Genomic DNA, 19,910 nt, shown 5'->3' with positions numbered 1-19,910 from the left:
TTTGACCTATTTTTATAGTGAAATAAATATTCAGCCAGCATAATACAAGTAATTATATGACTTCTACTGAATTTCTATCGCCAGCACAGCCGAAAGAAGAATTTCAAATTGAGGGAATTACAGAAACAACTGTACTGCGCTATTTTGAAACGTTAAATACCGGAGAATTTGAGGTAACTGCTGCCTTATTTGCCCCGGATGGTGTGATGCATCCACCATTTGAATCTGATATTGTGGGGACAGATGCGATCGCAGCTTACTTAAAACAAGAAGCCCAAAACATTAAAGCTTATCCCAACGCTGGACTAACTGAGACTTTGGAAAATGCTACGATCCAAGTCCAGGTAACAGGCAAAGCCCAAACTTCGTGGTGTGGTGTAAATGTCTTATGGCTATTTATCCTTAACCAACAGCGGCAAATTTTATATACTAGAATCAAACTTTTAGCTTCCCCCCAAGAGTTACTTTCTTTACGTCATGAAAAGTAGCAATAAATACAATGGCTTAGGCAATATCTGAATAATACCCAAAAGGAAATCTACTCATCTAAAATTCGGATAAATAATATTACTTGAAAAATAGTAACTTTTATAAGAAGAATTCAGAATTGAATTTTGTACGACTGGGTAATGAATATTGGTTTAAAACCTTGCCCGAAGTCAAGCGAAACAAAATTAAAAGATTTTTCCGATGTTTTTACTCTATCTCTTCCCTACGGGACGCTGCGCGAACATGGGTGGAGCATTCTGACTCCTGGATTCTGACTTCTGACTCCTTTTTATTTATTTGACTAATTCGGGTAAAGTAGCTTCTAACTTCAGACAGTTAGCGCCATTAATCTGCAACTGGTAATCTACTTTATCCATGAGACGATTCATAATTAGCCAACCATAACCACCTTCTTGTTTTTCCATAGGGTTTGGAGCGTAATAGTTAGAGATATCAAAGCCTTCGCCGTAGTCCCAAACTTCTATAGCAAGCTCCCGGTCTTTCAGTTCTAAACGCAGTAAAATCGGTAAATTTGGTTTGTCCTTGTGGGCATGACGGACTGCATTTGAGTAAGCTTCGACCAAAGCCAGTCTCAAACGACTTGATTGCCGTGACCAATCCACAGATTCTCCTAGCTGGATTTTCAAACATCCCAGCAACCAGTTTTCGACAATATTAAGATAATCCAAATCACTTGGTACATGAAGCTCGCTTTTCATTACTTACAAAATCTCTAACGAGAGTATAGTTTGATCATCTTCTTGAACGTGGTTATCTGCCTGGATACGAGCCAGTAAATGGGTAAGAGAAAGCGGTTGTTCCTCTGTTTGTAACAGTTGCCAAAGACCATCCTGATTCAGCATAGAACGGTTGACTGGCTCGCTGCCAGACACGGTTTTTACTGGTAAATCACACTTGTTTGATATCATTGCTTCTGTAATGCCATCGCTGGCCAGTAACAATGTGTCTCCAGCAGCGAGAACCAAGCGACCAGACTCGGCTTGCCACTTAGGCAAAATCCCCAAAGGAACGCTACGAACTTTGAGGTAATTGGGATTGTCGGCTAAAGCGCCTTGGTGTGACCATAACAGTGGATATATATGACCGGCATTTGTATAGACAAGTTCCTTAGTGCTAGGGGTATAACAGACTAACACAAGAGTGATAAAATAATTGTTGCTAATTAAATCTTCACTCAGAGCGTGGTTGAGGTTCTGCATAACCACATTTGGCTCGGCTGGGCTTTCTTGAGATAATTCCCGGCGCAAAACTGAAATAATACTAGCCATAAATAAAGCAGCCGGGACACCCTTGCCAGAAACGTCACCTACTGCTAGCCACAAGTCGCCTTTGGGATGGACAAACACTTCAAAAAAATCACCTCCTACTTCCCGCGCTGGGTAGCAGCAGGCTTGCACCTTCACACCTTTGATGTCAGGTAAAGTTTGGCGTAGCAAATTGTATTGAATTTGGCGGGCTACTTCCAACTCATTGTGAATCTGCTGTTGCTGTTCTTGGAGGCGCTGGTATAATTTTGCTTGAGAAAGGGCTAAGGCTGCTTGTTCGGCAACACCTACAATCAGTTGGATGTCTTCGTCTTGCCAAGGGCGATCGCATCCCCATTGGTGCAGGGCTAGCACAGCGAGCAGATGCTGCTGGTAGCTAAGTGGCACAACCAGGTGGTGACTGAGGTTGCCGTCGTGTGTTTCTTGAGCGAGTTGATAATGACGGGTTTCCAGCACTTTTTCAATTAAAATACTGGGGTCAAAGAAGGAATCTAACACATCTGATTGAGGATCGCGGTAGAAGAACTGGTCTTGTGTGAGGCGATCGCCCTCTACTGGTCTAAGCAAACAACTGGTAGCTTCAAATGTTTGTCCAATAGTTGCGACAATCTTTTGCAGCATACTATCGTAGTCTAGAGACTCCCGAATTGCCGTTGTTACCGCATTGAACAAAGATTCTCGCCGTAAAGCCCGACTCAACTCTTGTGTGCGCTTCTTAACTATGCGATATGTATCAGTAGCTTGCTCAACTAATGCCCTGAGCCGTTCAGGATTCCAGGGTTTAGTAATATACTTAAATACCTGACCGGAATTAATTGCATCTACCAAATCTTCGACATCAGTAAAACCAGTTAATAGAATCCGAATCGTGTCTGGAAAGCGCTCCACCGTGCGACTAAAAAATTCGGTGCCGTTCATTTCTGGCATTCTTTGGTCAGAAATAATCACCGCCATTTCACCAACTTGATCCAAGATTTCCAGAGCGCCAAAGGCATGATTGGCTTTATATACTTGAAAATCTCGCCTAAAAGTGCGGTAGAGTAGATCTAGGTTATCCGGCTCATCATCTACCACCATGAGCTTAAGTTTCTCCACTCCTGTCTCAGCCATATTTGACTTACTTTTCAGCTACTTGAATTGAGAGATAGTGTGATATTTATCCAACCTAAAAATCAAAAAATTAGGAAGTAATTATTTTCAACAATTATTGGTTATCAGTGTTTTAAACCTTGACAACTTTTCACTGTTCACTAAATTTAACTTTATCCTACTAATCCAGAACGCAAGGCGCGAACTGCTGCTTGGGTACGGTCGTCAGCACATAGCTTATTCAAAATATTACGAACGTGAGTTTTAACAGTCCCAACAGTGATGTAAAGCCTTTCCGCAATTATTGCATTGCTACAACCTTCGACAATCAAATGTAACACTTCCAATTCCCTTTCTGTCAGGGTGTAAGGTTGAATTCCTGACAAATTCTCTAGAGAATCAGGGTTAAGAGCAACAGTCTTGGTATCGACAAAAGCCAATTCCGACTTTGGGGGATATTGTTGCGCTTGTTGTAATACAATTCTGGCGATCGCTGGATCGATCCAAGCGTTGCCATTGTAGGTTACTCGCACTGCTTCCAGCAAATTATCGAATTTGATATCTTTCATACAGTAGGAGTCTGCACCAGCAGCAAAAGCTGCTAACACGGCTTCTTTGTTATCCCGCAGCGTCAAAATTAATACCTTTGTGGCTAGTTCCCGGCCTCCCTTATTGATAGATTTTACCTCCCGTGTCAACTCAATGCCATCCTTATCTGGTAAACCAATATCTACGATGGCAATATCTGGTTGTACCATTTTTAACATTTTTAATCCCTCAGTGGCATTACTAGCTTCTCCTACAACTTCAATTTCATCCTTTTGCAGTAGTGCTGTGCGAATACCTACACGAGTTAGGTCATGATCTTCAATTAGCGCAATCCGAATTTTACTCATAGCCAACTTCAGCCCGTTACACTACCTTAACTGTAAAGTCGAGTCTTCTAAAAAGTCTTAAGAGGGGCAGATTAAAGACATCTATACAAATAATTATGGATGTGCAGTTTAAGTAAAGCTAACATATGGACGCACTGCCACAGGCATTCACTGCCTTGTGAAGATTACACTTCAACAATAAAATTGGGACTGGTTCAGTCCTAATACAAGCGCCCAAGACTAATTAGTTTAATCATGCTTTCTATTGTTACAGCTCTTGCAACCTCATATAATGAGGTTGTAAAAGACATACTCGATATTTGGGGATATGAGCCAATTAGCCCGCTTTGCACTCGAAGTGTAAGGCTAATAGCCGAATGGCACGAAGATAAGGCAGAAGGGAAAGATAAAAAAATGCTGCTCTGCCTTAGACATCTCCGGAAAAGATTTAGAAACCTTAAATTTACACGCAGACCTAACCCCCCTACCCCCCTTCCCTAGAAGGGAATGGGGAATTAAAGCCTCTCCCCGAAACGGAGAGAGGTTTGGAGAGGGGTCATGCATTATTTTTCGGAGATGTCTCTTGAATAGAGGCTTAGGGAATCTCTTCTGCGTAAGTCCTAATATAAAAAATTTGATAAACTTAGTGATCAAGGAAATCTGGTATGAGGTTGATCAAGAATAGGAATGTCTGAACGCAATCAAGCATTTTCAGTGTTGGGAATACCAGTTCATGTAATGAGTAACTATCCAGGCTGGTTGATAGAGTGCCTTCAACAAGGCAAAGGAACTCATGTAGTAACGCTCAATGCAGAAATGACTATGCAAGCAGAGCAAAATAAACTCCTAGCTCAGGTCATTAAAAATGCTGAATTGGTGATTCCAGATGGAGCCGGGGTTGTTCTGTATTTGCGATGGCTGTTCTGGCAAGAAGTGCAGCGTTTTCCGGGGATTGAATTAGCAGAAAAACTTTTGCAAGAACTTGGGCAAAAGAAGACAGGGGCAAAGGTATTTTTCTATGGAGCAGCGCCTGGAGTGGCCTCAATTACAGCAGATTTTTGGCAGCAGCAAATTCCTGATTTGAATATAGTCGGCACTCACTCAGGCTATCATTGCCTAGAAGAAGAAGCACAATTGCGACAAACTCTCGCTCAATTGCAGCCGCAAGTGATTTTTGTCGGTTTGGGAGTGCCACGTCAAGAGTTATGGATTGCCGAAAATCGCCATTTGTGTCCCCAAGCAATTTGGATTGGCGTTGGTGGCAGTTTTGATATTTGGTCGGGAGGTAAAACTCGCGCTCCTGCTTGGTTGGGAAATAATAATTTGGAATGGCTGTATCGATTGTATCAAGAACCTTGGCGTTGGCGGCGGATGTTGGCTTTGCCAGCTTTTGCTATAAAAGCTTTTGTTTATCGTTTGACTGCAAGGGGTGCAATTAGTTAAGAGTGCTGAGTTGTGGGTGTTATTACTTAGTTAGCAATCAGGTCTTTAAAAAACTTTAAATTTTCTTTGTTGAATTTTAAATTTTCACGCGAAACCTGGGAATCCTTATTTTTGAGAGGAATGTCACATCTAAACCGAAAAACTGTTTGGTTGTGGGTATGAGGAAAATTTAACAATGCCAGTATTAACAACTCAAGTTAAGACAGACAAATCCGTTCATAGAAAGGATAGTGAAACTCAACAGGACACTAGCAATACTGCTGTAAAGGTGCAATTGCAATCTGTAACCAAGACTTATACCAATGGCTGTCATGCCTTGTTGAATGCAAACCTTGAGGTAAAAAAGGGAGAATTTCTCTTTATTACAGGGTCAAGCGGTTCTGGTAAATCAACGCTCTTGAAACTGCTGTATGGACAGGAGTTACCCACACAGGGAGAAGTAATTGTTGATGAGTGTAATGTAGCAACTCTACGGGGCGATCGCTTATCATTATTGCGGCGACGGATTGGTATTGTATTTCAAGATTACAAACTGATTACTCAACGGACAGTAGCAGAAAATGTAACTTTTGTACTGCAAGCTCAAGGGTATACCCGTAAAGAAATTCAACGGCGTTTAGAACCAACGTTGAAGTTGGTAGGTTTGCTGAATAAAGCTAACTGCTTTCCAGATCAGCTGTCTGGGGGAGAGCAACAGCGCGTGAGTATTGCCCGGGCGATCGTTGGCACACCACCCCTGCTTTTGGCGGATGAGCCTACTGGAAATCTCGATCCAGATAATTCCTGGCAAGTGATCCAGATTCTCCAGAAATTAAACTCTTTTGGGGCTACGGTAATTGTTACTACCCACGATGAACAACTGGTGCGGCGGTGCAATCATCCAGTAGTGCAAGTTCGTAATGGACAGCTGTCTCGAAAATAAGCATTGGGCATTGGGCATGGGGCATGGGGCATGGAGCATGGGGCAAAACAGTTCCGAGTTCTGAGTAAAAAAGTGAGATTCTCTACTCAGCACTCAACTAAATGTGGTGCTTAACTTTTGCAGACACGGGTACGAAAGTTGCTACTGTTTTAAGTGGTAGCATTTGTAGGCGATCGCAAGCTTGCAAACTTTTAAAAGCTGCCTCTAGAATTACAACTTCCTCCTCCCGACTGAGTAAGAGTTGCAAGCATTCGATTACATCTTGCTGCACTGAAGAATCAACTCGCTTATGGGTGATGAATTTAGTTAGTTGACGTAGGGCAATCAACCGCTTCAATGGATCTTTTTCTGTTAAATTGACCAACAACTGATCGAGGTGGTCTTCTTCTCGATTTCCATAGAAGTTGACAATTTGCCATACCAATAATATTAAAGTTAACAGAGTTCCTACACCTTGCAGAATAGCACCAGAGGCAATCCAAGGACTGTGAGAGTCAACCCAAATTGCAACTGCCATGTAAGTGCTGACAGTACCAAGACCACCACTGACAACTGCTAAAGCTAACCGACGGTTTGAACTGTTTAAAAACTTACGTATATTAGACCAGGGCAATTGCCAGTCCCACTCCTGCATTGAGTAAACTAATACCATCACCCCAACGCCGATTAATAGAGCCAATAGCAGTTTCCAGTTCCATAACAGCATAGCCACGACAATTGTCAGAAACCCAAAAAAGCCGCCAGGCCCAGAGAAGCGTTTAAAAGTTTGCTGCTTTGTAGCTCCTTTTGTATTGAACTTTGGAAGCGACCAGTTGGGGTTCTGGTTGATCAATTGTTGCCAAGAAGACCAAGCCTGTGCCACAGTACTTACCTTCTTGATGACGAAACTACCTAATGTATAAGTTTTACCAGAGATCATGAAAATATCAAGGCTGAAGCCACAAGATGCTCGGTTTTCACGGACGGACAGTAGATTTGGCTAGTAGATGATAACGGAAACCAAGATACCATTTTAAATCGCTCAGAGCAAGGGAATAAAGGCTTTTTGAGCAAAGCCGGAGACTCTAAAGCTCCAAATAAGTCCAATCTAAAATAATACCCGGACTGGAGCGAGTCCGCTCAATTTTATCACTGAGTTTTTAAGGTTTTAAGTTAAAGACAAAAACGGAAGTCATTAAGGGTGAATTGACCATCAAAAGCACAGAAGGTAACGCTGTGGATGTTATTCACAGTTATAGATAATAATGTATTGGGGGAAATTGCCGAGTCAGAATTGGCAAGATTAGCGCCTGGTAGTACAGTTTGTCCGAGCAGTTGGCGATCGCGATCGTAGGCGGAAAGTACTAGCCGTTGCGAACTTGTGACAAAGACACTAACCGAGTTAACCGGATGCAAGAAAGTCGCTTCTAAAAATCCGCTTTTGGGCGCTCCTATTAAGACTGTTAGCCCTGAATGGGTTGGAAATGCTGGACTTGATGGCTGTATTGCTAGAGAATTATGAAAAATGACTCCCCAGCGCTCATACTGACGCTCCACTGCCTCAAAACACTTTAAGTTTTCTAAGTCTAAACTAATACAAATAGGTACAGTAACCCCGGTAGCGTCAATAGCTGGCTCCACCTGATCATGCCAAGCTGAAGCTGTAATTTCGTTTTGGATATTAAAGTTGTCAAGCGCAAATTCAGCGTCTCCAATCCTTGATACTTTATTTGATTGAAGAGTAGCCTGCTTTACCATGACATTCCGCCTTATTATTACTTAGAAAAGAATCAGATTAGGAATAAATCAACAGCTATTGTTTATATATGTAGAACTACAATTAATAGCTTATTAAAATGAGCATTTTGATTATTACTGACGCTCAAAAATATTCATTAGTTTTTTAATAGATTATCATAAAAACTCATCCTGGATTCACCCTAGAGTGATACTCGTTAGCACGCCAAACCCTTACAAAACAGTAATTACAACGTTAATCTATTGTTTTTTGTGAGAAAAAATCATCAAATCTTTACAAGCAATCCGGTTATTTTATATCTACTTAATATGACGATAGGGAGAGTCTTAGAGTGATTAGTTCGCCGATAATAATAACGAGTGGGAAGTTTGAACTAAACAAGTAACCATTCCAAGGTGATGCAAGTGTCACCCGTGCCAATTAATCACTACAGGGAACAAAAAATATTTATGTTTCAACCACTGGGATTTGAGCAACGCTCCGTAATGACTTCACTGGGTAAAATGGTGTACTATACTGCCACTGGATCACTTTGGCAGGATCAGGTGACTGCCAAAGATGATCGGGAAACTTTGGTGTTCCTGCATGGCTTTGGTGGTGGATCTTCTGCTTATGAATGGTCGAAAGTTTATCCGGCCTTTGCTGCCGAATATCGGGTTATTGCGCCAGATTTAATCGGTTGGGGTAGGTCTGAGCATCCGGCGCGGAGTTATACGATTGAGGATTATTTGACAACGATTCGGGAATTTTTTGAGCAGACTTGTACCGAGACAGTAACAGCGATCGCTTCTTCTCTGACCGCAGCATTTATAATTCGAGTAGCAGCAGCTCATCCTAATTTATTCAAGTCTTTAATTCTTACTACTCCCGCCGGACTTTCCGACTTCGGCGAAGACTACTCCCGCAGCTTTTTTGCCCAGTTAGTCAGCGTTCCCATTGTTGATCGTTTACTATACAGCACTGGAATAGCCACCAGTGCCGGTATTCGCAGCTTTTTAGAGCAACGGCAATTTGCCCAGTCTAATCGAGTCTACCAAGAAATTGTAGATGCTTATCTAGAATCTGCCCAACAGCCTAATGCTGAGTATGCAGCACTGTCTTTTGTGCGTGGTGATTTGTGCTTCGATTTATCCCTTTACATTCAACAACTAACAACTCCCACTGCTATTATTTGGGGAAAAAAGTCAGAATTTACAGGACCTTCAATTGGTCGTCGCCTCGCCGAAATGAATCCCCAAGCGATCCGATTTTTTCAACAGTTGGAAAATGTGGGATTAACACCGCAGTTGGAATTGCCAGCAGTGACAATTGGGTTAATTCGCCAATTTTTGCCTTTACTGAATTAGTATTTTCTTCAGTAGTTAAAGCTCATCTAATTTTTTGCCTTCTGCATAGCTGTCTTCTTCACTCATCTAATTTCAACCATAATTATGTAACTTGATTTTTGAGTGTCGAGACTTACTAAATTAAGGGCGTTGCTAAATCATATTTAGATTTTGCAGCACCCTTTATCGAATCTTAAACTTAACTTTATGTTTAATCTTTTGACCAGATATATTTGCAGCCGTATAGGCAAGTGATATTAACAATATTAAAGAAATTAACCGTTGCCCTGATACATTAGTTTCTTCCAAATTATAGCCTCCACTCTTAAAATCGTGGAACATCTCTTCAATATCAAAACGTTGTTTATAAGCTTTGATAGCTGAATCTAAATCATCTAAATTAGTAAGGAGAAACCAGCCCTCTTCCGGTGCAACTCCAAAGCGTTTACGTTTCCATTTACCTGCAAGATTAAAACTAACAAAACCTGGGAATTTTGTATATTTAATACCTTGGTAAAAGAAGGAAAGACCAGGTGCTAAACCTGAATCTTTTAATTGCAGCCAAATTTCCGGTTCTATCTCTATAAATGCATCCTTTTTTAAGCGTAAACAGAAATATACTTTCCGCTCTGTCAGCCAATTAGCCAACTTTACCGAACAAAATTCACGGTCTCCTAGCACAACAGTTTTATAATTATTAAAAAGTGGTAATACTTTTTTGAATAGTGCTTCTTGTTCATCAAAATTACTTGAGCCTAATTTATTTAATAACTCAAAGTATATTGGAATAGACCTTTTATCCCAAACCACGCTAATCATTAACAGATTAATACACCCCCAATTAGTCCGGTCAATCACTACATAAATAACTTCATTTAAGGAAAAATATATCTCTAACCAGCTTTTAATAATTGGGAACCAAATTTCTTCAATATTTATGTAATTTAAAGACAAAAACGCAATGAAATTTTCTTTCTTCTACTTTCAAAAAATATGGGAATAGGTAAAGCAGTAGCCAGGGCTTCAATGCTAACAGTTTTAATAGATTGTAATAAATTTATCAAGATTTTTAGTAATAAATATTCCGCACCTCCCAATTCTCGCTTGAGGTTTGTTTCGTAGAATTCTGGTAACATTATCATTAAGTAGAGCTTATTGCGAATGAATGCTCTTTTTCTTTTACCACAAATTGCTGCACTCTTTGTAGTACAGGCATTTTAGACCATTTTGTCCCCCCGCAAGAAGTCAAGGTGTTCGCATCTCCCCAGGTAAAACGGTTTCCCTAGATGCAGAACCAGAATACATCACCTTTTCTAAAGATGGCACTCAAGCTTGGGTAACGCTGCAAGAAAACAATGCGATCGCAGTTGTGGATATTGCTACTGCCACTGTCACCCAAATTTTACCTCTAGGTGTTGTTAACCATAGTTTACTAGGAAATGAATTAGATGCCAGCGATCGCATTGTCAATAACCTGAAATCACCAGACATCATTTCTCTGGAAGAAATTCAGGACAACAACGGCCCGACAAATGATAGTGTAGTCGATGCCAACATTAGATATCAGACATTAATTGATGCGATTATTGCTACTGGTGGGCCTACCTATGAATATCGCCAAATCAACCCAGTGGACGATACCAATGGCGGTCAACCTGGTGGAAATATTCGCGTAGGTTTCTTGTTTAACCCCAATCGCGTCAGCTTTGTAGACATTGCTGGTGGTACTTCCACTTCTAACAATACAGTCACCAACGTCAATGGTATTCCTACCATTTCTGGTAGTCCTGGACTAATTGACCCCACGAACCCCGCATTTACTGACAGTCGCAAGCCGTTAGTTGGTGAATTTACTTTCAACGGTCAGACTGTGTTCGTTGGTAGTCAGGACTTTAGTCTTAGCTTTTGGGATTGAATTTCTGACTACAAACTGCTTTTTATAAGGGATTTGGCGGACATGATCTGATACCATTTCACTTTCATAAAGTTACAAATGCGTGGGTAAGGGTTTAGCAGTGCTAAACCCCTACGAAAAATCTATATGTATCGAGATTTTCGTGAATTGGTATGATATATCCAAAAAAGAAAATTTCCGGCAAATAGGAATAATAAGCATTGTAAGGGGGAGAGAGTTTATCTCTCCCTTATTTTGTAGGAAACTTGTGACTCCCAGAGCGGAAGGCAATGGGGGAAATATATCAAAGAAAATGTGAATGCTATTTGTCAAATCTGATATCAATAACAGTTGCATTGAAGTTGTAGTTAAAACCTTCTAACTCAATTGGCATACCAATTTTCACTTTACTGCTACCTAGAACTAGTCCGCTTTCAGTGCTTTTGGCTTTACCTTCTAAGGTTAGAATCATATCTGTACTAAAATTATTGGTCTTTGGATCTGGCAATTCTTTAACAGTGCCATCAGGTTGGGAAACATTGACTGTTCTAGGTAGCTGTTGAACGGATTTAATCTGAATCTGTCCATAGGGTTGATTGCGGATAATTACATCAGTTTTGCCACCTTTTTTTAAGCCATTGTTAAATAATTGCTCAGGATCACGTACATTCAAACCACGAACTACTAAGTCTACTTCTATGGGTACTATTTTCTCACCGACTTGGGCAAGACCCAAGCTAGATAAGATAGTAGACAAGATAACAAATATAACTAGCAGAGTTACCAGCGCAGCACCTAAATCTAGGAGGTTAATTTTGCCGAACAAACGACCTTTTGAATCTAAAATAGCCATAAAAAGTTTTCCAAGATAATAGCGAAGTAATTGATTGTAGCAAGAAGGTTTTCGATGGAAAGGGTAATTTTTCCTATTTGGTAATAACTCAAAGCATCCGGGGGGTGCGATTATGCGACAGTTTATCACGAGTTCGTAAGTTCCGAGGAGCGATCGTTAACCCTCAAACTTTTACTTGTTAAGACTGATAACTAAAATCTAGTGCTTAAGCCTATCTCTAGAGGGAATCCCCAGTCCTACGCAGTTCGGTAGATTTGCGTAAGGATTATTTGTGTAACAACTCCTTTGGTATTGAGTTAAGAATGCAACTTAGAATACTCTAAATCCGTCTCACAATTTGTCCGATCATTTTATATTCTCCCGAAATAATCTTCAAAGCGTATTATGTTCAATTGGAAAAGTTTTGTTGTAAATTACTCTAGGTGGCGGCGTCGCTGGTTTTATCCGCTAATTTCGGTGGTAGTCGCCCTGAGTCTGTGCCTGAGTACACCCTTGCCTGGAAGAACTTTAGACTTCTTACCTCTTATATTGCAGGGAGTCCAGGTACTTCAGCTTTCTAACATATCCGATCGCCAGGAAACTGATATTGGTAAGCAGATTAATCAGGAAATACTGGGGAGTCAAGTCAAACTTTACCGGAATTCTGAAGTTAATAGCTATGTAGAACAAATTGGCCGGCGTTTAGCAGCTAATAGCGATCGCCCCAATCTTCCCTTTACTTTCCAAGTAGTGGAAGATAATGCTATTAACGCCTTTGCCACTTTAGGAGGCTATGTATATGTCCACACAGGTTTGCTGAAAGCCGCCGATAATGAAGCGGAACTCGCAAGTGTCATCGCCCATGAAATTGGTCACATTGGCGGGAAACACCTGGTTAAACAGATGCGGCAAAAAGCGATCGCTAGTGGTTTAGCAAGCGCAACTGGTTTAGATCGCAATACAGCCGTGGGCATTGGTGTAGAACTTGCCTTAAATCGTCCCCGCAGTCGTCAAGATGAATTTGATGCCGATAAAAGAGGCTTAAGAACTTTGACACGCGCTGGTTATGCCCAGTCTGGAATGGTTACTTTTATGCAAAAGCTGCTGAAAAAGGGTGGTTCTGTGCCAACATTCTTGAGTACGCACCCCGGAACCAGCGATCGCATTAATGGCCTCAGAAGTGCAATTAAGTCCCAACCTAGTAATGCAAATTATGGGCTGGATAATGCTAATTATAAAGCGAATATTCGACCATTAGCGAGGTCTTAAGGGTATTGACCATTGGTTATTCCCCTCATCTCCCCATCTCGAATGTTGCTCAATTCTGATTACGGCGATCAACTCTGACTTTGGCTGGATCAACGTTAATTACTACCTCTTCTAAAGGCAAGACACGGAGATGGCTTCTAAAAATATTGACTTGATAAACCAAGTTATTTGTTACATCCAGTCCAGTCAACCAGCCACTTCGGGGATGATAAGCCCCAGTATCTATATCTAGCCATCCCTGTCCTTGTGCCAGTTTACCAGGAGAAACACCTGGCAGAGTAAAGGTAATAGTATGACCGATGATAATTTGCTTGTCTGGAAAGTAGGGTTTTTCAATACTGTGAAATTCCTCTCGTATCCAGCACAGTTGATCGGCTGTTTGTTCTTTCACAGACTTGGAAGGGTCAACACCAGCATGAGTTAACCAAATATCCCCCAAGTCAAGATACGTAGGCAAACCTTTTAACCAATCTAGATGGTCGTCGGGGATTGTAGCCTCGTGATAACTGGCTACGGTAGCTTGCCCTCCACCATACAACCATGCTTGCATCGTCGAGGAGGAAGTCCTTTCATTGGTCAGAATGTTTACTAACATTTGCTCATGATTTCCCAGCAAACATGAGTAGTTATTTCGTTTGACAAAATTAACTACTTGTGCGCTATTGGGGCCACGATCAATTAAGTCTCCCAGAAAATAGATTTTATCATCTGAGGTGGGGGCGATCGCCTCCAACAATGTCATCAAACCTTCATAGTGTCCATGCACATCCCCAATTACAATTCGTCTGGGGCTATTTTCGCTCATTGTTCTTAGCTTTAATAATTTTGGCTAATACTTTTGCTACAGTTTAAGCTGTCTGGTTTCCGCAGTGAAAGATAAAAATACTGGATAAGTTTTATTTTAATTTAATTATTCGCCTAGTGAATAAAGTTGACTTATGATATGTATAGGCTATAGTAAAGACTTTTTAGGAAAATTTAAGCGTTCGCAGCCCAAATGGTGTTAATTGATGCACAAGGTATGGATTTAACAGCACAAGTCAATGGGGAAGCTATGCCAGTTCGCATTCAGTTTGATCATGTTTTAGCAGATGCGGAAGATGCCCATCAAACTCTGATTGCAATGGTGAAGCAAGCGCGAGTCAAGGCAAAATAGAAATCGTTTCAACTTAGATCGAATATTGTTTTGCGTATTGATTTTCTCAAAATTCTAATTATTGAGAGTGTTAAATATTACTTATATTTGATATAAATGAGTAGTTGTACTAGGGTTGTGATAGGGTATTGTAATACACTGCAACAATCTTGATTTTCTTAAGCAATCGTACTGATGAGTGAGCGATCGCTTTATAGAAAAAAATGCTAGCGGCTTGATCTCAGCTACTCAACTGAATGACATACTTACTATGCTGAATCCGAATTATTAGAGAACCGTTGATGAACTGCGTAAGTTAGCCTCTATGTTTTGGCCTTCAGAATTATCTAGACAAGAAGCCGAACTTAGTATAATTCCAAAACTCATTGAAACTCAAGACCAATTTATTGCCATTTTGAGCGTTGATATGTCTAGCTTAGAAGGATTATTTCAAATAGTTAACTCTTCAAATATGTCAGCAAATCTCTTTCTAAAACATTTACTCGTGCTAGCTGACTTTGGCGGTGAAATGCTTCAACGATTAAACAGTCAATTTAACTCAATCTTCCCTTTGGGACAGTTAGATTATTTATGGAATACACAAAATTATAACTATAGCTTTCGAGTTTTGCCTGTGCTGGGTCAACTCAATAACACTAAACTTGGTATCAGTGGCAAAAAACTACTAGTAAATCAGCCTCTTTCGGAACTGCACAAAGACATAATAGCCGTAGTTTTGTTTAGTGGTAGTTCTATTGATGAAAAAACAGCAGAAATACTAGCAAAGTGTGAAATCGGTAACTACATTGGTCTACCAGATAAATTGCAAAAATTTATTAAGCAAAGATATATGGGTTAGTCGTATCACTGCTGGCTCTCAATCAAATACTTTAGGGCAAATTACTCAAACTTTGGTTAAAAATTATTTAGAAGACAACCTTGATATTCCTAATATTAATATTAAGGGAAATGGTCATTTACCTGGCATAAGTCATACCGAATCTAATGATCGTCCGACAACGTTTGATATTGTAGCTTCTAAAGAAAACAAGTATGTAGGAATAGAAGTTAGCTTTCAGGTAACTACAAATAGTGTAATCGAGCGTAAGGCAGGACAAGCTAAATCTCGCTTTGAGCAAATTGAAACACTTGGATATAAAATAGGTTATGTTTTCGATGGTGCTGGCAACTTCCAAAGAGAAAATGCTCTAAAAACAATTTGTTCATATAGTCATTGTACAGTGGCATTTTCTCTTAAAGAGCTTGATGTGCTTTGTAGTTTTTTAAAGGAGTATTTTTTGTAAAAATAAGTAAGCCTACGTAATCTATTAAACTTTGCGATAAAAGTAACTTACTATCTATGCAGAAGATTCGGTTTGTTGATTTATTTTCAGGAATAGGGGGAATTAGATTAGCCTTTGAACAGGCGGCTCATTCTTTAAATATAGAAACTGAATGTGTTTTAAGCAGCGAAATCAATACAGATGCTCAATTAGTTTATGAAAAAAACTTTTCTCAAACAGCTTTAGGTGACATTCGATTAATTGAGAAATTACCAGAACATGAATTTTTATTAGCTGGGTTTCCTTGTCAATCTTTTTCTCATGCTGGCAAAAAAGAAGGGTTTGTGGATACGCGAGGTACACTATTTTTTGAAATAACAAGATTACTTGATACTTATAAACCACAAGCTTTTATTTTTGAGAACGTCCGAGGGCTTTACAGTCATGATCAAGGGCGAACATTAGCAACTATTAAGTATGAAATTCAAAAAAGAGGTTATAGTTTTCATGCTTTTTTACTCAATAGTGCAAACTTTGGCTTACCGCAAAATCGTGTCCGCATATATCTGATAGGAATTTTAGATGCTTCTCCCACTTTTAAATTGATTTCTGATGTGGGACCAAAAGATTCCCATTCATATAATCCTCAGCAGTTATCTTTGTTTTACCCTTCAGAAAAATCTGTGACTGTTGCTGACATTTTGGAAAGTAATCCAGATGAAAAGTATAATTGCTCACCAAAGTTTGTCAATGCTTTGAAACGAATATTTAATAATGATTTAAATCGCTTACATGGGATCAGGCTGATTGATTATCGGGGTGGAAACTCTATTCATTCCTGGAATTTAGGATTGCGTGGCGAGTGTAGTGCCGAGGAAATTGAACTGATGAACCGTTTCATCTTAAAGAGACGTAATAAAGAATTTGGACAGGAACAAGATGGTAAACTCTTAACTCAAGAGCAAATAGCTAGCTTTTTTGAACATCCCAATTTAGGAAAAGTTTTGAATTCACTGGTTAGAAAAAAATATCTAAAACTTATTAATGATAAATATAAACCTCTATCAGGTAACTTTTCATTTGAAGTTTATAAGTTTGTAGATCCAAATAAGATTTCAGTAACGTTAGTTGCTAGTGATGCCAATAGATTGGGAGTTTATCACAATCAGAGAGTGCGGCGACTAACTCCGCGAGAAGCTGCAAGGCTGCAAGGTTTTCCTGATAGCTTTATACTTCATTCCCATGATGATAAGGCTTATTATCAATTAGGAAATTCTGTAAGTATTAATGTAGTAAAAGCTGTGGCTCAGGAAGCGATCGCCTTTTACTCTCTAGCATTTATCCCATCTCCAGCAACCTTGATATTCTGGATCTTTAGCATCCTGCTTGAGCGCTGCAATCATTTCTGCTGCTAAAATTCGGCGGCGGTGTTCTGCTAGCAGCTTATTGATGTATGCACTTAAATATAGTATGTAGTATTGAATGTTAAAGCATAATGGGGTAGGTTGTTATTGGAACTTTGAAGGTGAATCCAATGGAAGATGGAACTTTTGTATTATGGTTTTCCATTTTTATGATGTGGTTTACGATTTTTACATCTCAATCACAGTTTCAACAACAACAGCAAGCAGACTTGTTATTACAGCAGCAGCAACAACAGCAAGCAGACTTGCTATTACAGCAGCAGCAACAGTATTGAATTAGAGGTGTCTACAAAGTCGCTTGGTAGCTTAATTTCTCTTTTATGCCAGTTGCCATTCGGCTAAACTTCATTATTATATCTTGTAAGAGTCTATTCTAATTCAGAATTCTGACTCCTGAATTCTGTTGTATCAAGCTTCTGTTTGCAATAACCAAAAGCCGCTGTAAGTCATCCCAGAATCATCGGGTTGCACTAACAAAAAATGCAATCCTCGGCAATGCTTTTTTCGCTGTTCAAATGTTTCGGCTGCTGTTGTAACTTCTGGATCTTCAAAAGTAGCAACAATCCACCTATCGACTAAGCCAGCTTCTAATATTAAGCCGTCCGGTGCGCCAGAAATGTAGTTCAACGCCACAGTACGGGCTTGCTGTAACCACCGTGCTAGGGGCATCGATCGCCTTCCACCATAAATTATCACACCAGGGACGGGGACTGTTGACGCTAAACCCAAATTGATGGGCTTGAGACGTTCTGGAATGTGCAGAATCGGAATGGGGCGATCGCTAAATCTGGTTTCTACATCATTAGCAGCCATAGTCGCAAAACGCCATTGTTCTCCCCAAAGGTTTTCTGGTAATGGTGCTGGAGGCGGTTTATCCAGGGTTGAAGGATACTGCTTTTCTTGTAACCACTGCTTCAATGCCAAAGTGTGGCGGGTAGGTTCGACATTAATACCTAAATTGCGTCCAGCCGCCTCAATTAAACTTAGTGACTGAGGACGAAATACCTGAATCACATCTGGCAATTTTTCACCAGATGCTAGCTCAAGTTGAGCAGCAACCCAAACAGAATTTGCTTGCGATTGTGGACAGATAGCCTCATACTCAAAGCTACGAGTTACATCACAAATCAACAACTTCCATAAAACTTGTCCAGATTCATCTGGTAACGGACGACGATAAAAATCAACTTGCCAAATTTTCATAAGTGGGAAGATAAGAATATTTGTAGGTTGGGTTGAGGCAATGCATTACCCAACAAACCCCGTAAAATGTTGGGTTACCCTTCGGGAAGCAAGCTACGTTCCTCAACCCAACCTACACATTTTATTTTTTAGGCTTAACCGAGCAAGCAGTATTGGGGGAGATGTAGCTTAACGTTCATGCTCAGAGGTTCAACCAACGTCCATGCTGATCTTCCCATGCCCAATGTCCCATACTTAATTTAAAAAGCCTGAATCCATTCTTTGACAGAATATTCAGTCCAGATGCCATTTTTCCAGTAGGGATCATTTTCAATTAACTGGCGCACGGTGGCTTCGTCTTCGGCTTCGTAAATCCCAAAAACTTTTGTGACATCCTTGGTGGGGCCAATAGTAATCAGTACACCGGATTCTTTTTGTTTTGCTAATCCGTCTAAATGAGCTTGACGGTGGGGGGTACGTTTTTCAAGAACGTCTTCGCAATAAGTTCCCCAGACTACATATTTAGGCATAATTGCTTGTTACTCCTACTGATTAATCTATAAAAAAAGGGTGAGTGCCATGCCAAACTCAAAAGTTAGACTCAATTTGTTGCCTCAACCAATCACGAAAACTAGCATGATAAAAACTATAATGTATTTCTGCTGCTATTGATTCTAAATGTAAAAACTCTCGCCACTTGTCTAAAATTACCTTGATTTCATATTCATCTGCATCTAATCTTTCTGCGATCGCTTCTATTGATATTGGTTGCTCTTGAACTAAGATATTTAACACCTGTAAAGCCATTGGTTGCTGTTTACTGGCTGCTAAATTCATTTTTTCTAAATGATTTTGGTAATAGAGTTGTAAATTTGGTGGATAAATATCCTCATTAATAGCTGCTAAGATTTCCCTAACATACATAAAATTGGTTTCATTATCATCAAAAGCTTGCTCTATCATGTTGAGCGAAACATCTCCAGGATTCTTCTCTTCGCTAACGCGACTCTCAGAATGACATGATTCATCTAAATAACTTTTAATATATTCCTGGATATCAGCGCGATTTTGTTCCGAGTAGGCTGATAAATCGAAAGATTGGGCTGGATTTTCAATTAATAAACCTGATTTATCTGTCAGAAACGGACGACGGGTGAGGATAAAATAAACTTTTTCTGGGAGATAACGGGGTAAATAGAATATATTTGAGCCGCGTGGTTGATTATTGATATCAATGCGATCGCAGCCATCAATAGTAATAATTAAATGTTGCTCTGGATGCAATCTATCGCTGATTTGTTGCAGTAACAACGATAAAAAAGCACTGCCTTCTGTGGTAAAATCAGGAAAGTTCGTGGTGACATTTTTACTACCTTGATGTTGGGCAATTTCTATTAATTGAGTGCAAATCGTCGTCAGAAATTCCTCAACGCGATTTTTACCTGTAATTTCGACATTGTAATAGACAACGCCGGGATTTTGGCTGACATAATGGGCAAGAATGGCACTTTTACCAATACCAGGATCACCGATAATAGTAAAGTAGCCCCGGTCATATTGATTGATAAAGTTGTTGATAGCAGAAAAGACAAATTCACGACAGACAAAATTACGGCTTTTTTCTGTAATAATTGCTTTAAATTCTTTGGGATGTCCTCTCGGATTTTTGACAGGTGTGTTATTAAACATTGATTTATTTCATTTCCTATTAGAAGGAATTCAAT

At 39.9% G+C, this 19,910-nt stretch carries 20 protein-coding genes and 2 pseudogenes; 11 read left to right on the top strand and 11 right to left on the bottom strand.

Annotation, left to right across the window (positions count from 1 at the left end; translation table 11 throughout):
- Nucleotides 1–56 precede the first annotated feature (56 nt).
- The gene (locus tag ACEW80_RS01860) at nucleotides 57–488 is read left to right on the top strand and encodes a nuclear transport factor 2 family protein (protein WP_373524964.1); all 432 of its coding nucleotides are present in this window, start codon (nucleotides 57–59) and stop codon (nucleotides 486–488) included.
- 294 nt (nucleotides 489–782) lie between these two features.
- On the opposite strand, the gene ACEW80_RS01855 is transcribed toward ACEW80_RS01860, so the two are convergent.
- From ACEW80_RS01855 to ACEW80_RS01845, 3 genes are all read right to left on the bottom strand, one after another.
- The gene (locus ACEW80_RS01855) at nucleotides 783–1,208 is read right to left on the bottom strand and encodes an ATP-binding protein (protein WP_373524963.1); all 426 of its coding nucleotides are present in this window, start codon (nucleotides 1,206–1,208) and stop codon (nucleotides 783–785) included.
- Between the two features lie 3 nt (nucleotides 1,209–1,211).
- Nucleotides 1,212–2,885, bottom strand: coding sequence for a SpoIIE family protein phosphatase (locus tag ACEW80_RS01850; protein ID WP_373524962.1), 1,674 nt, complete (start codon nucleotides 2,883–2,885; stop codon nucleotides 1,212–1,214).
- A 152-nt stretch (nucleotides 2,886–3,037) separates the two neighbouring features.
- Complete coding sequence (locus tag ACEW80_RS01845) at nucleotides 3,038–3,760, bottom strand: response regulator (protein ID WP_373524961.1); 723 nt, start codon at nucleotides 3,758–3,760, stop codon at nucleotides 3,038–3,040.
- Between the two features lie 666 nt (nucleotides 3,761–4,426).
- Between ACEW80_RS01845 and ACEW80_RS01840 the strand changes: the two genes are divergently transcribed.
- Both ACEW80_RS01840 and ftsE read left to right on the top strand, forming a co-directional pair.
- Nucleotides 4,427–5,182 (top strand): WecB/TagA/CpsF family glycosyltransferase, encoded by a 756-nt coding sequence (locus tag ACEW80_RS01840; protein ID WP_373524960.1) that lies wholly within the window; start codon nucleotides 4,427–4,429, stop codon nucleotides 5,180–5,182.
- Between the two features lie 175 nt (nucleotides 5,183–5,357).
- Nucleotides 5,358–6,104, top strand: a complete 747-nt coding sequence (gene ftsE, locus ACEW80_RS01835) for a cell division ATP-binding protein FtsE (protein ID WP_373524959.1) — start codon at nucleotides 5,358–5,360, stop codon at nucleotides 6,102–6,104.
- Nucleotides 6,105–6,201: 97 nt separating this feature from the next.
- On the opposite strand, the gene ACEW80_RS01830 is transcribed toward ftsE, so the two are convergent.
- A complete protein-coding gene (locus tag ACEW80_RS01830) occupies nucleotides 6,202–6,966 on the bottom strand; it encodes an armadillo-type fold-containing protein (protein ID WP_373524979.1) in 765 nt (254 codons plus the stop codon).
- A 290-nt stretch (nucleotides 6,967–7,256) separates the two neighbouring features.
- Nucleotides 7,257–7,841 carry a hypothetical protein gene (locus ACEW80_RS01825; protein WP_373524958.1) on the bottom strand — a complete coding sequence of 195 codons (585 nt, stop codon included), beginning with the start codon at nucleotides 7,839–7,841 and terminating at the stop codon, nucleotides 7,257–7,259.
- Nucleotides 7,842–8,291: 450 nt separating this feature from the next.
- Here ACEW80_RS01825 and ACEW80_RS01820 point away from each other — a divergent pair, with 450 nt between their 5' ends.
- Nucleotides 8,292–9,188 (top strand): alpha/beta fold hydrolase, encoded by an 897-nt coding sequence (locus ACEW80_RS01820; protein WP_373524957.1) that lies wholly within the window; start codon nucleotides 8,292–8,294, stop codon nucleotides 9,186–9,188.
- A 183-nt stretch (nucleotides 9,189–9,371) separates the two neighbouring features.
- On the opposite strand, the pseudogene ACEW80_RS01815 reads toward ACEW80_RS01820, so the two are convergent.
- Nucleotides 9,372–10,303 (bottom strand): annotated as a pseudogene (locus tag ACEW80_RS01815) (IS4 family transposase); the annotation flags it as partial.
- Nucleotides 10,304–10,425: 122 nt separating this feature from the next.
- Between ACEW80_RS01815 and ACEW80_RS01810 the strand changes: the two are divergent.
- Entirely contained in the window at nucleotides 10,426–11,082 is a 657-nt protein-coding gene (locus tag ACEW80_RS01810) for a hypothetical protein (RefSeq protein WP_373524978.1), read from the top strand.
- A 301-nt stretch (nucleotides 11,083–11,383) separates the two neighbouring features.
- Here ACEW80_RS01810 and ACEW80_RS01805 read toward each other — a convergent pair whose 3' ends face one another.
- Complete coding sequence (locus tag ACEW80_RS01805) at nucleotides 11,384–11,914, bottom strand: DUF4330 domain-containing protein (RefSeq protein WP_373524956.1); 531 nt, start codon at nucleotides 11,912–11,914, stop codon at nucleotides 11,384–11,386.
- 384 nt (nucleotides 11,915–12,298) lie between these two features.
- Between ACEW80_RS01805 and ACEW80_RS01800 the strand changes: the two genes are divergently transcribed.
- Complete coding sequence (locus ACEW80_RS01800) at nucleotides 12,299–13,162, top strand: M48 family metallopeptidase (RefSeq protein WP_373524955.1); 864 nt, start codon at nucleotides 12,299–12,301, stop codon at nucleotides 13,160–13,162.
- Nucleotides 13,163–13,211: 49 nt separating this feature from the next.
- Here ACEW80_RS01800 and ACEW80_RS01795 read toward each other — a convergent pair whose 3' ends face one another.
- The gene (locus tag ACEW80_RS01795) at nucleotides 13,212–13,967 is read right to left on the bottom strand and encodes a metallophosphoesterase family protein (protein WP_373524954.1); all 756 of its coding nucleotides are present in this window, start codon (nucleotides 13,965–13,967) and stop codon (nucleotides 13,212–13,214) included.
- A gap of 177 nt (nucleotides 13,968–14,144) precedes the next feature.
- On the opposite strand from ACEW80_RS01795, the pseudogene ACEW80_RS01790 reads away from it, so the two are divergent.
- The 5 genes and pseudogenes from ACEW80_RS01790 to ACEW80_RS01770 all read left to right on the top strand — a co-directional run.
- Nucleotides 14,145–14,318, top strand: a pseudogene (locus ACEW80_RS01790) (DUF2470 domain-containing protein); the annotation flags it as partial.
- 304 nt (nucleotides 14,319–14,622) lie between these two features.
- Nucleotides 14,623–15,156 (top strand): hypothetical protein, encoded by a 534-nt coding sequence (locus tag ACEW80_RS01785; RefSeq protein WP_373524953.1) that lies wholly within the window; start codon nucleotides 14,623–14,625, stop codon nucleotides 15,154–15,156.
- Nucleotides 15,086–15,601, top strand: a complete 516-nt coding sequence (locus tag ACEW80_RS01780) for a hypothetical protein (protein WP_373524952.1) — start codon at nucleotides 15,086–15,088, stop codon at nucleotides 15,599–15,601. Before ACEW80_RS01785 ends, ACEW80_RS01780 begins: the two co-directional genes overlap by 71 nt.
- Before the next feature lie 56 nt (nucleotides 15,602–15,657).
- On the top strand, nucleotides 15,658–16,995 hold the full coding sequence (gene dcm / locus ACEW80_RS01775) for a DNA (cytosine-5-)-methyltransferase (RefSeq protein WP_373524951.1): 1,338 nt from the start codon (nucleotides 15,658–15,660) through the stop codon (nucleotides 16,993–16,995).
- 119 nt (nucleotides 16,996–17,114) lie between these two features.
- On the top strand, nucleotides 17,115–17,279 hold the full coding sequence (locus ACEW80_RS01770) for a hypothetical protein (protein ID WP_373524950.1): 165 nt from the start codon (nucleotides 17,115–17,117) through the stop codon (nucleotides 17,277–17,279).
- 133 nt (nucleotides 17,280–17,412) lie between these two features.
- Here the strand turns inward: ACEW80_RS01770 and ACEW80_RS01765 are convergent, their stop codons facing one another.
- The 3 genes from ACEW80_RS01765 to ACEW80_RS01755 all read right to left on the bottom strand — a co-directional run bounded on the left by ACEW80_RS01765 (nucleotide 17,413) and on the right by ACEW80_RS01755 (nucleotide 19,875).
- Nucleotides 17,413–18,207: a Tab2/Atab2 family RNA-binding protein gene (locus tag ACEW80_RS01765; RefSeq protein WP_373524949.1), complete on the bottom strand. Its 795-nt coding sequence runs from the start codon at nucleotides 18,205–18,207 to the stop codon at nucleotides 17,413–17,415.
- A 239-nt stretch (nucleotides 18,208–18,446) separates the two neighbouring features.
- A complete protein-coding gene (locus ACEW80_RS01760; RefSeq protein ID WP_334757203.1) occupies nucleotides 18,447–18,716 on the bottom strand; it encodes a YciI family protein in 270 nt (89 codons plus the stop codon).
- Between the two features lie 58 nt (nucleotides 18,717–18,774).
- On the bottom strand, nucleotides 18,775–19,875 hold the full coding sequence (locus ACEW80_RS01755; protein WP_373524948.1) for an ATP-binding protein: 1,101 nt from the start codon (nucleotides 19,873–19,875) through the stop codon (nucleotides 18,775–18,777).
- Nucleotides 19,876–19,910: the final 35 nt, after the last annotated feature.

Origin of the sequence: Nostoc sp., from assembly GCF_041747015.1 — a bacterium.
GTDB lineage: Bacteria > Cyanobacteriota > Cyanobacteriia > Cyanobacteriales > Nostocaceae > Nostoc.
Note: the sequence above shows the minus strand (reverse complement) of the source record. Positions and strands in the feature narration are given on the sequence as shown.

Coding starts and splice junctions, on each gene's coding strand:
- ACEW80_RS01860 (WP_373524964.1), top strand. CDS start 57: ATGACTTCTACTGAATTTCTATCGCCAGCACAGCCGAAAGAAGAATTT.
- ACEW80_RS01855 (WP_373524963.1), bottom strand. CDS start 1,208: ATGAAAAGCGAGCTTCATGTACCAAGTGATTTGGATTATCTTAATATT.
- ACEW80_RS01850 (WP_373524962.1), bottom strand. CDS start 2,885: ATGGCTGAGACAGGAGTGGAGAAACTTAAGCTCATGGTGGTAGATGAT.
- ACEW80_RS01845 (WP_373524961.1), bottom strand. CDS start 3,760: ATGAGTAAAATTCGGATTGCGCTAATTGAAGATCATGACCTAACTCGT.
- ACEW80_RS01840 (WP_373524960.1), top strand. CDS start 4,427: ATGTCTGAACGCAATCAAGCATTTTCAGTGTTGGGAATACCAGTTCAT.
- ftsE (WP_373524959.1), top strand. CDS start 5,358: ATGCCAGTATTAACAACTCAAGTTAAGACAGACAAATCCGTTCATAGA.
- ACEW80_RS01825 (WP_373524958.1), bottom strand. CDS start 7,841: ATGGTAAAGCAGGCTACTCTTCAATCAAATAAAGTATCAAGGATTGGA.
- ACEW80_RS01820 (WP_373524957.1), top strand. CDS start 8,292: ATGTTTCAACCACTGGGATTTGAGCAACGCTCCGTAATGACTTCACTG.
- ACEW80_RS01805 (WP_373524956.1), bottom strand. CDS start 11,914: ATGGCTATTTTAGATTCAAAAGGTCGTTTGTTCGGCAAAATTAACCTC.
- ACEW80_RS01800 (WP_373524955.1), top strand. CDS start 12,299: ATGTTCAATTGGAAAAGTTTTGTTGTAAATTACTCTAGGTGGCGGCGT.
- ACEW80_RS01795 (WP_373524954.1), bottom strand. CDS start 13,967: ATGAGCGAAAATAGCCCCAGACGAATTGTAATTGGGGATGTGCATGGA.
- ACEW80_RS01785 (WP_373524953.1), top strand. CDS start 14,623: ATGTTTTGGCCTTCAGAATTATCTAGACAAGAAGCCGAACTTAGTATA.
- dcm (WP_373524951.1), top strand. CDS start 15,658: ATGCAGAAGATTCGGTTTGTTGATTTATTTTCAGGAATAGGGGGAATT.
- ACEW80_RS01770 (WP_373524950.1), top strand. CDS start 17,115: ATGGAAGATGGAACTTTTGTATTATGGTTTTCCATTTTTATGATGTGG.
- ACEW80_RS01765 (WP_373524949.1), bottom strand. CDS start 18,207: ATGAAAATTTGGCAAGTTGATTTTTATCGTCGTCCGTTACCAGATGAA.
- ACEW80_RS01760 (WP_334757203.1), bottom strand. CDS start 18,716: ATGCCTAAATATGTAGTCTGGGGAACTTATTGCGAAGACGTTCTTGAA.
- ACEW80_RS01755 (WP_373524948.1), bottom strand. CDS start 19,875: ATGTTTAATAACACACCTGTCAAAAATCCGAGAGGACATCCCAAAGAA.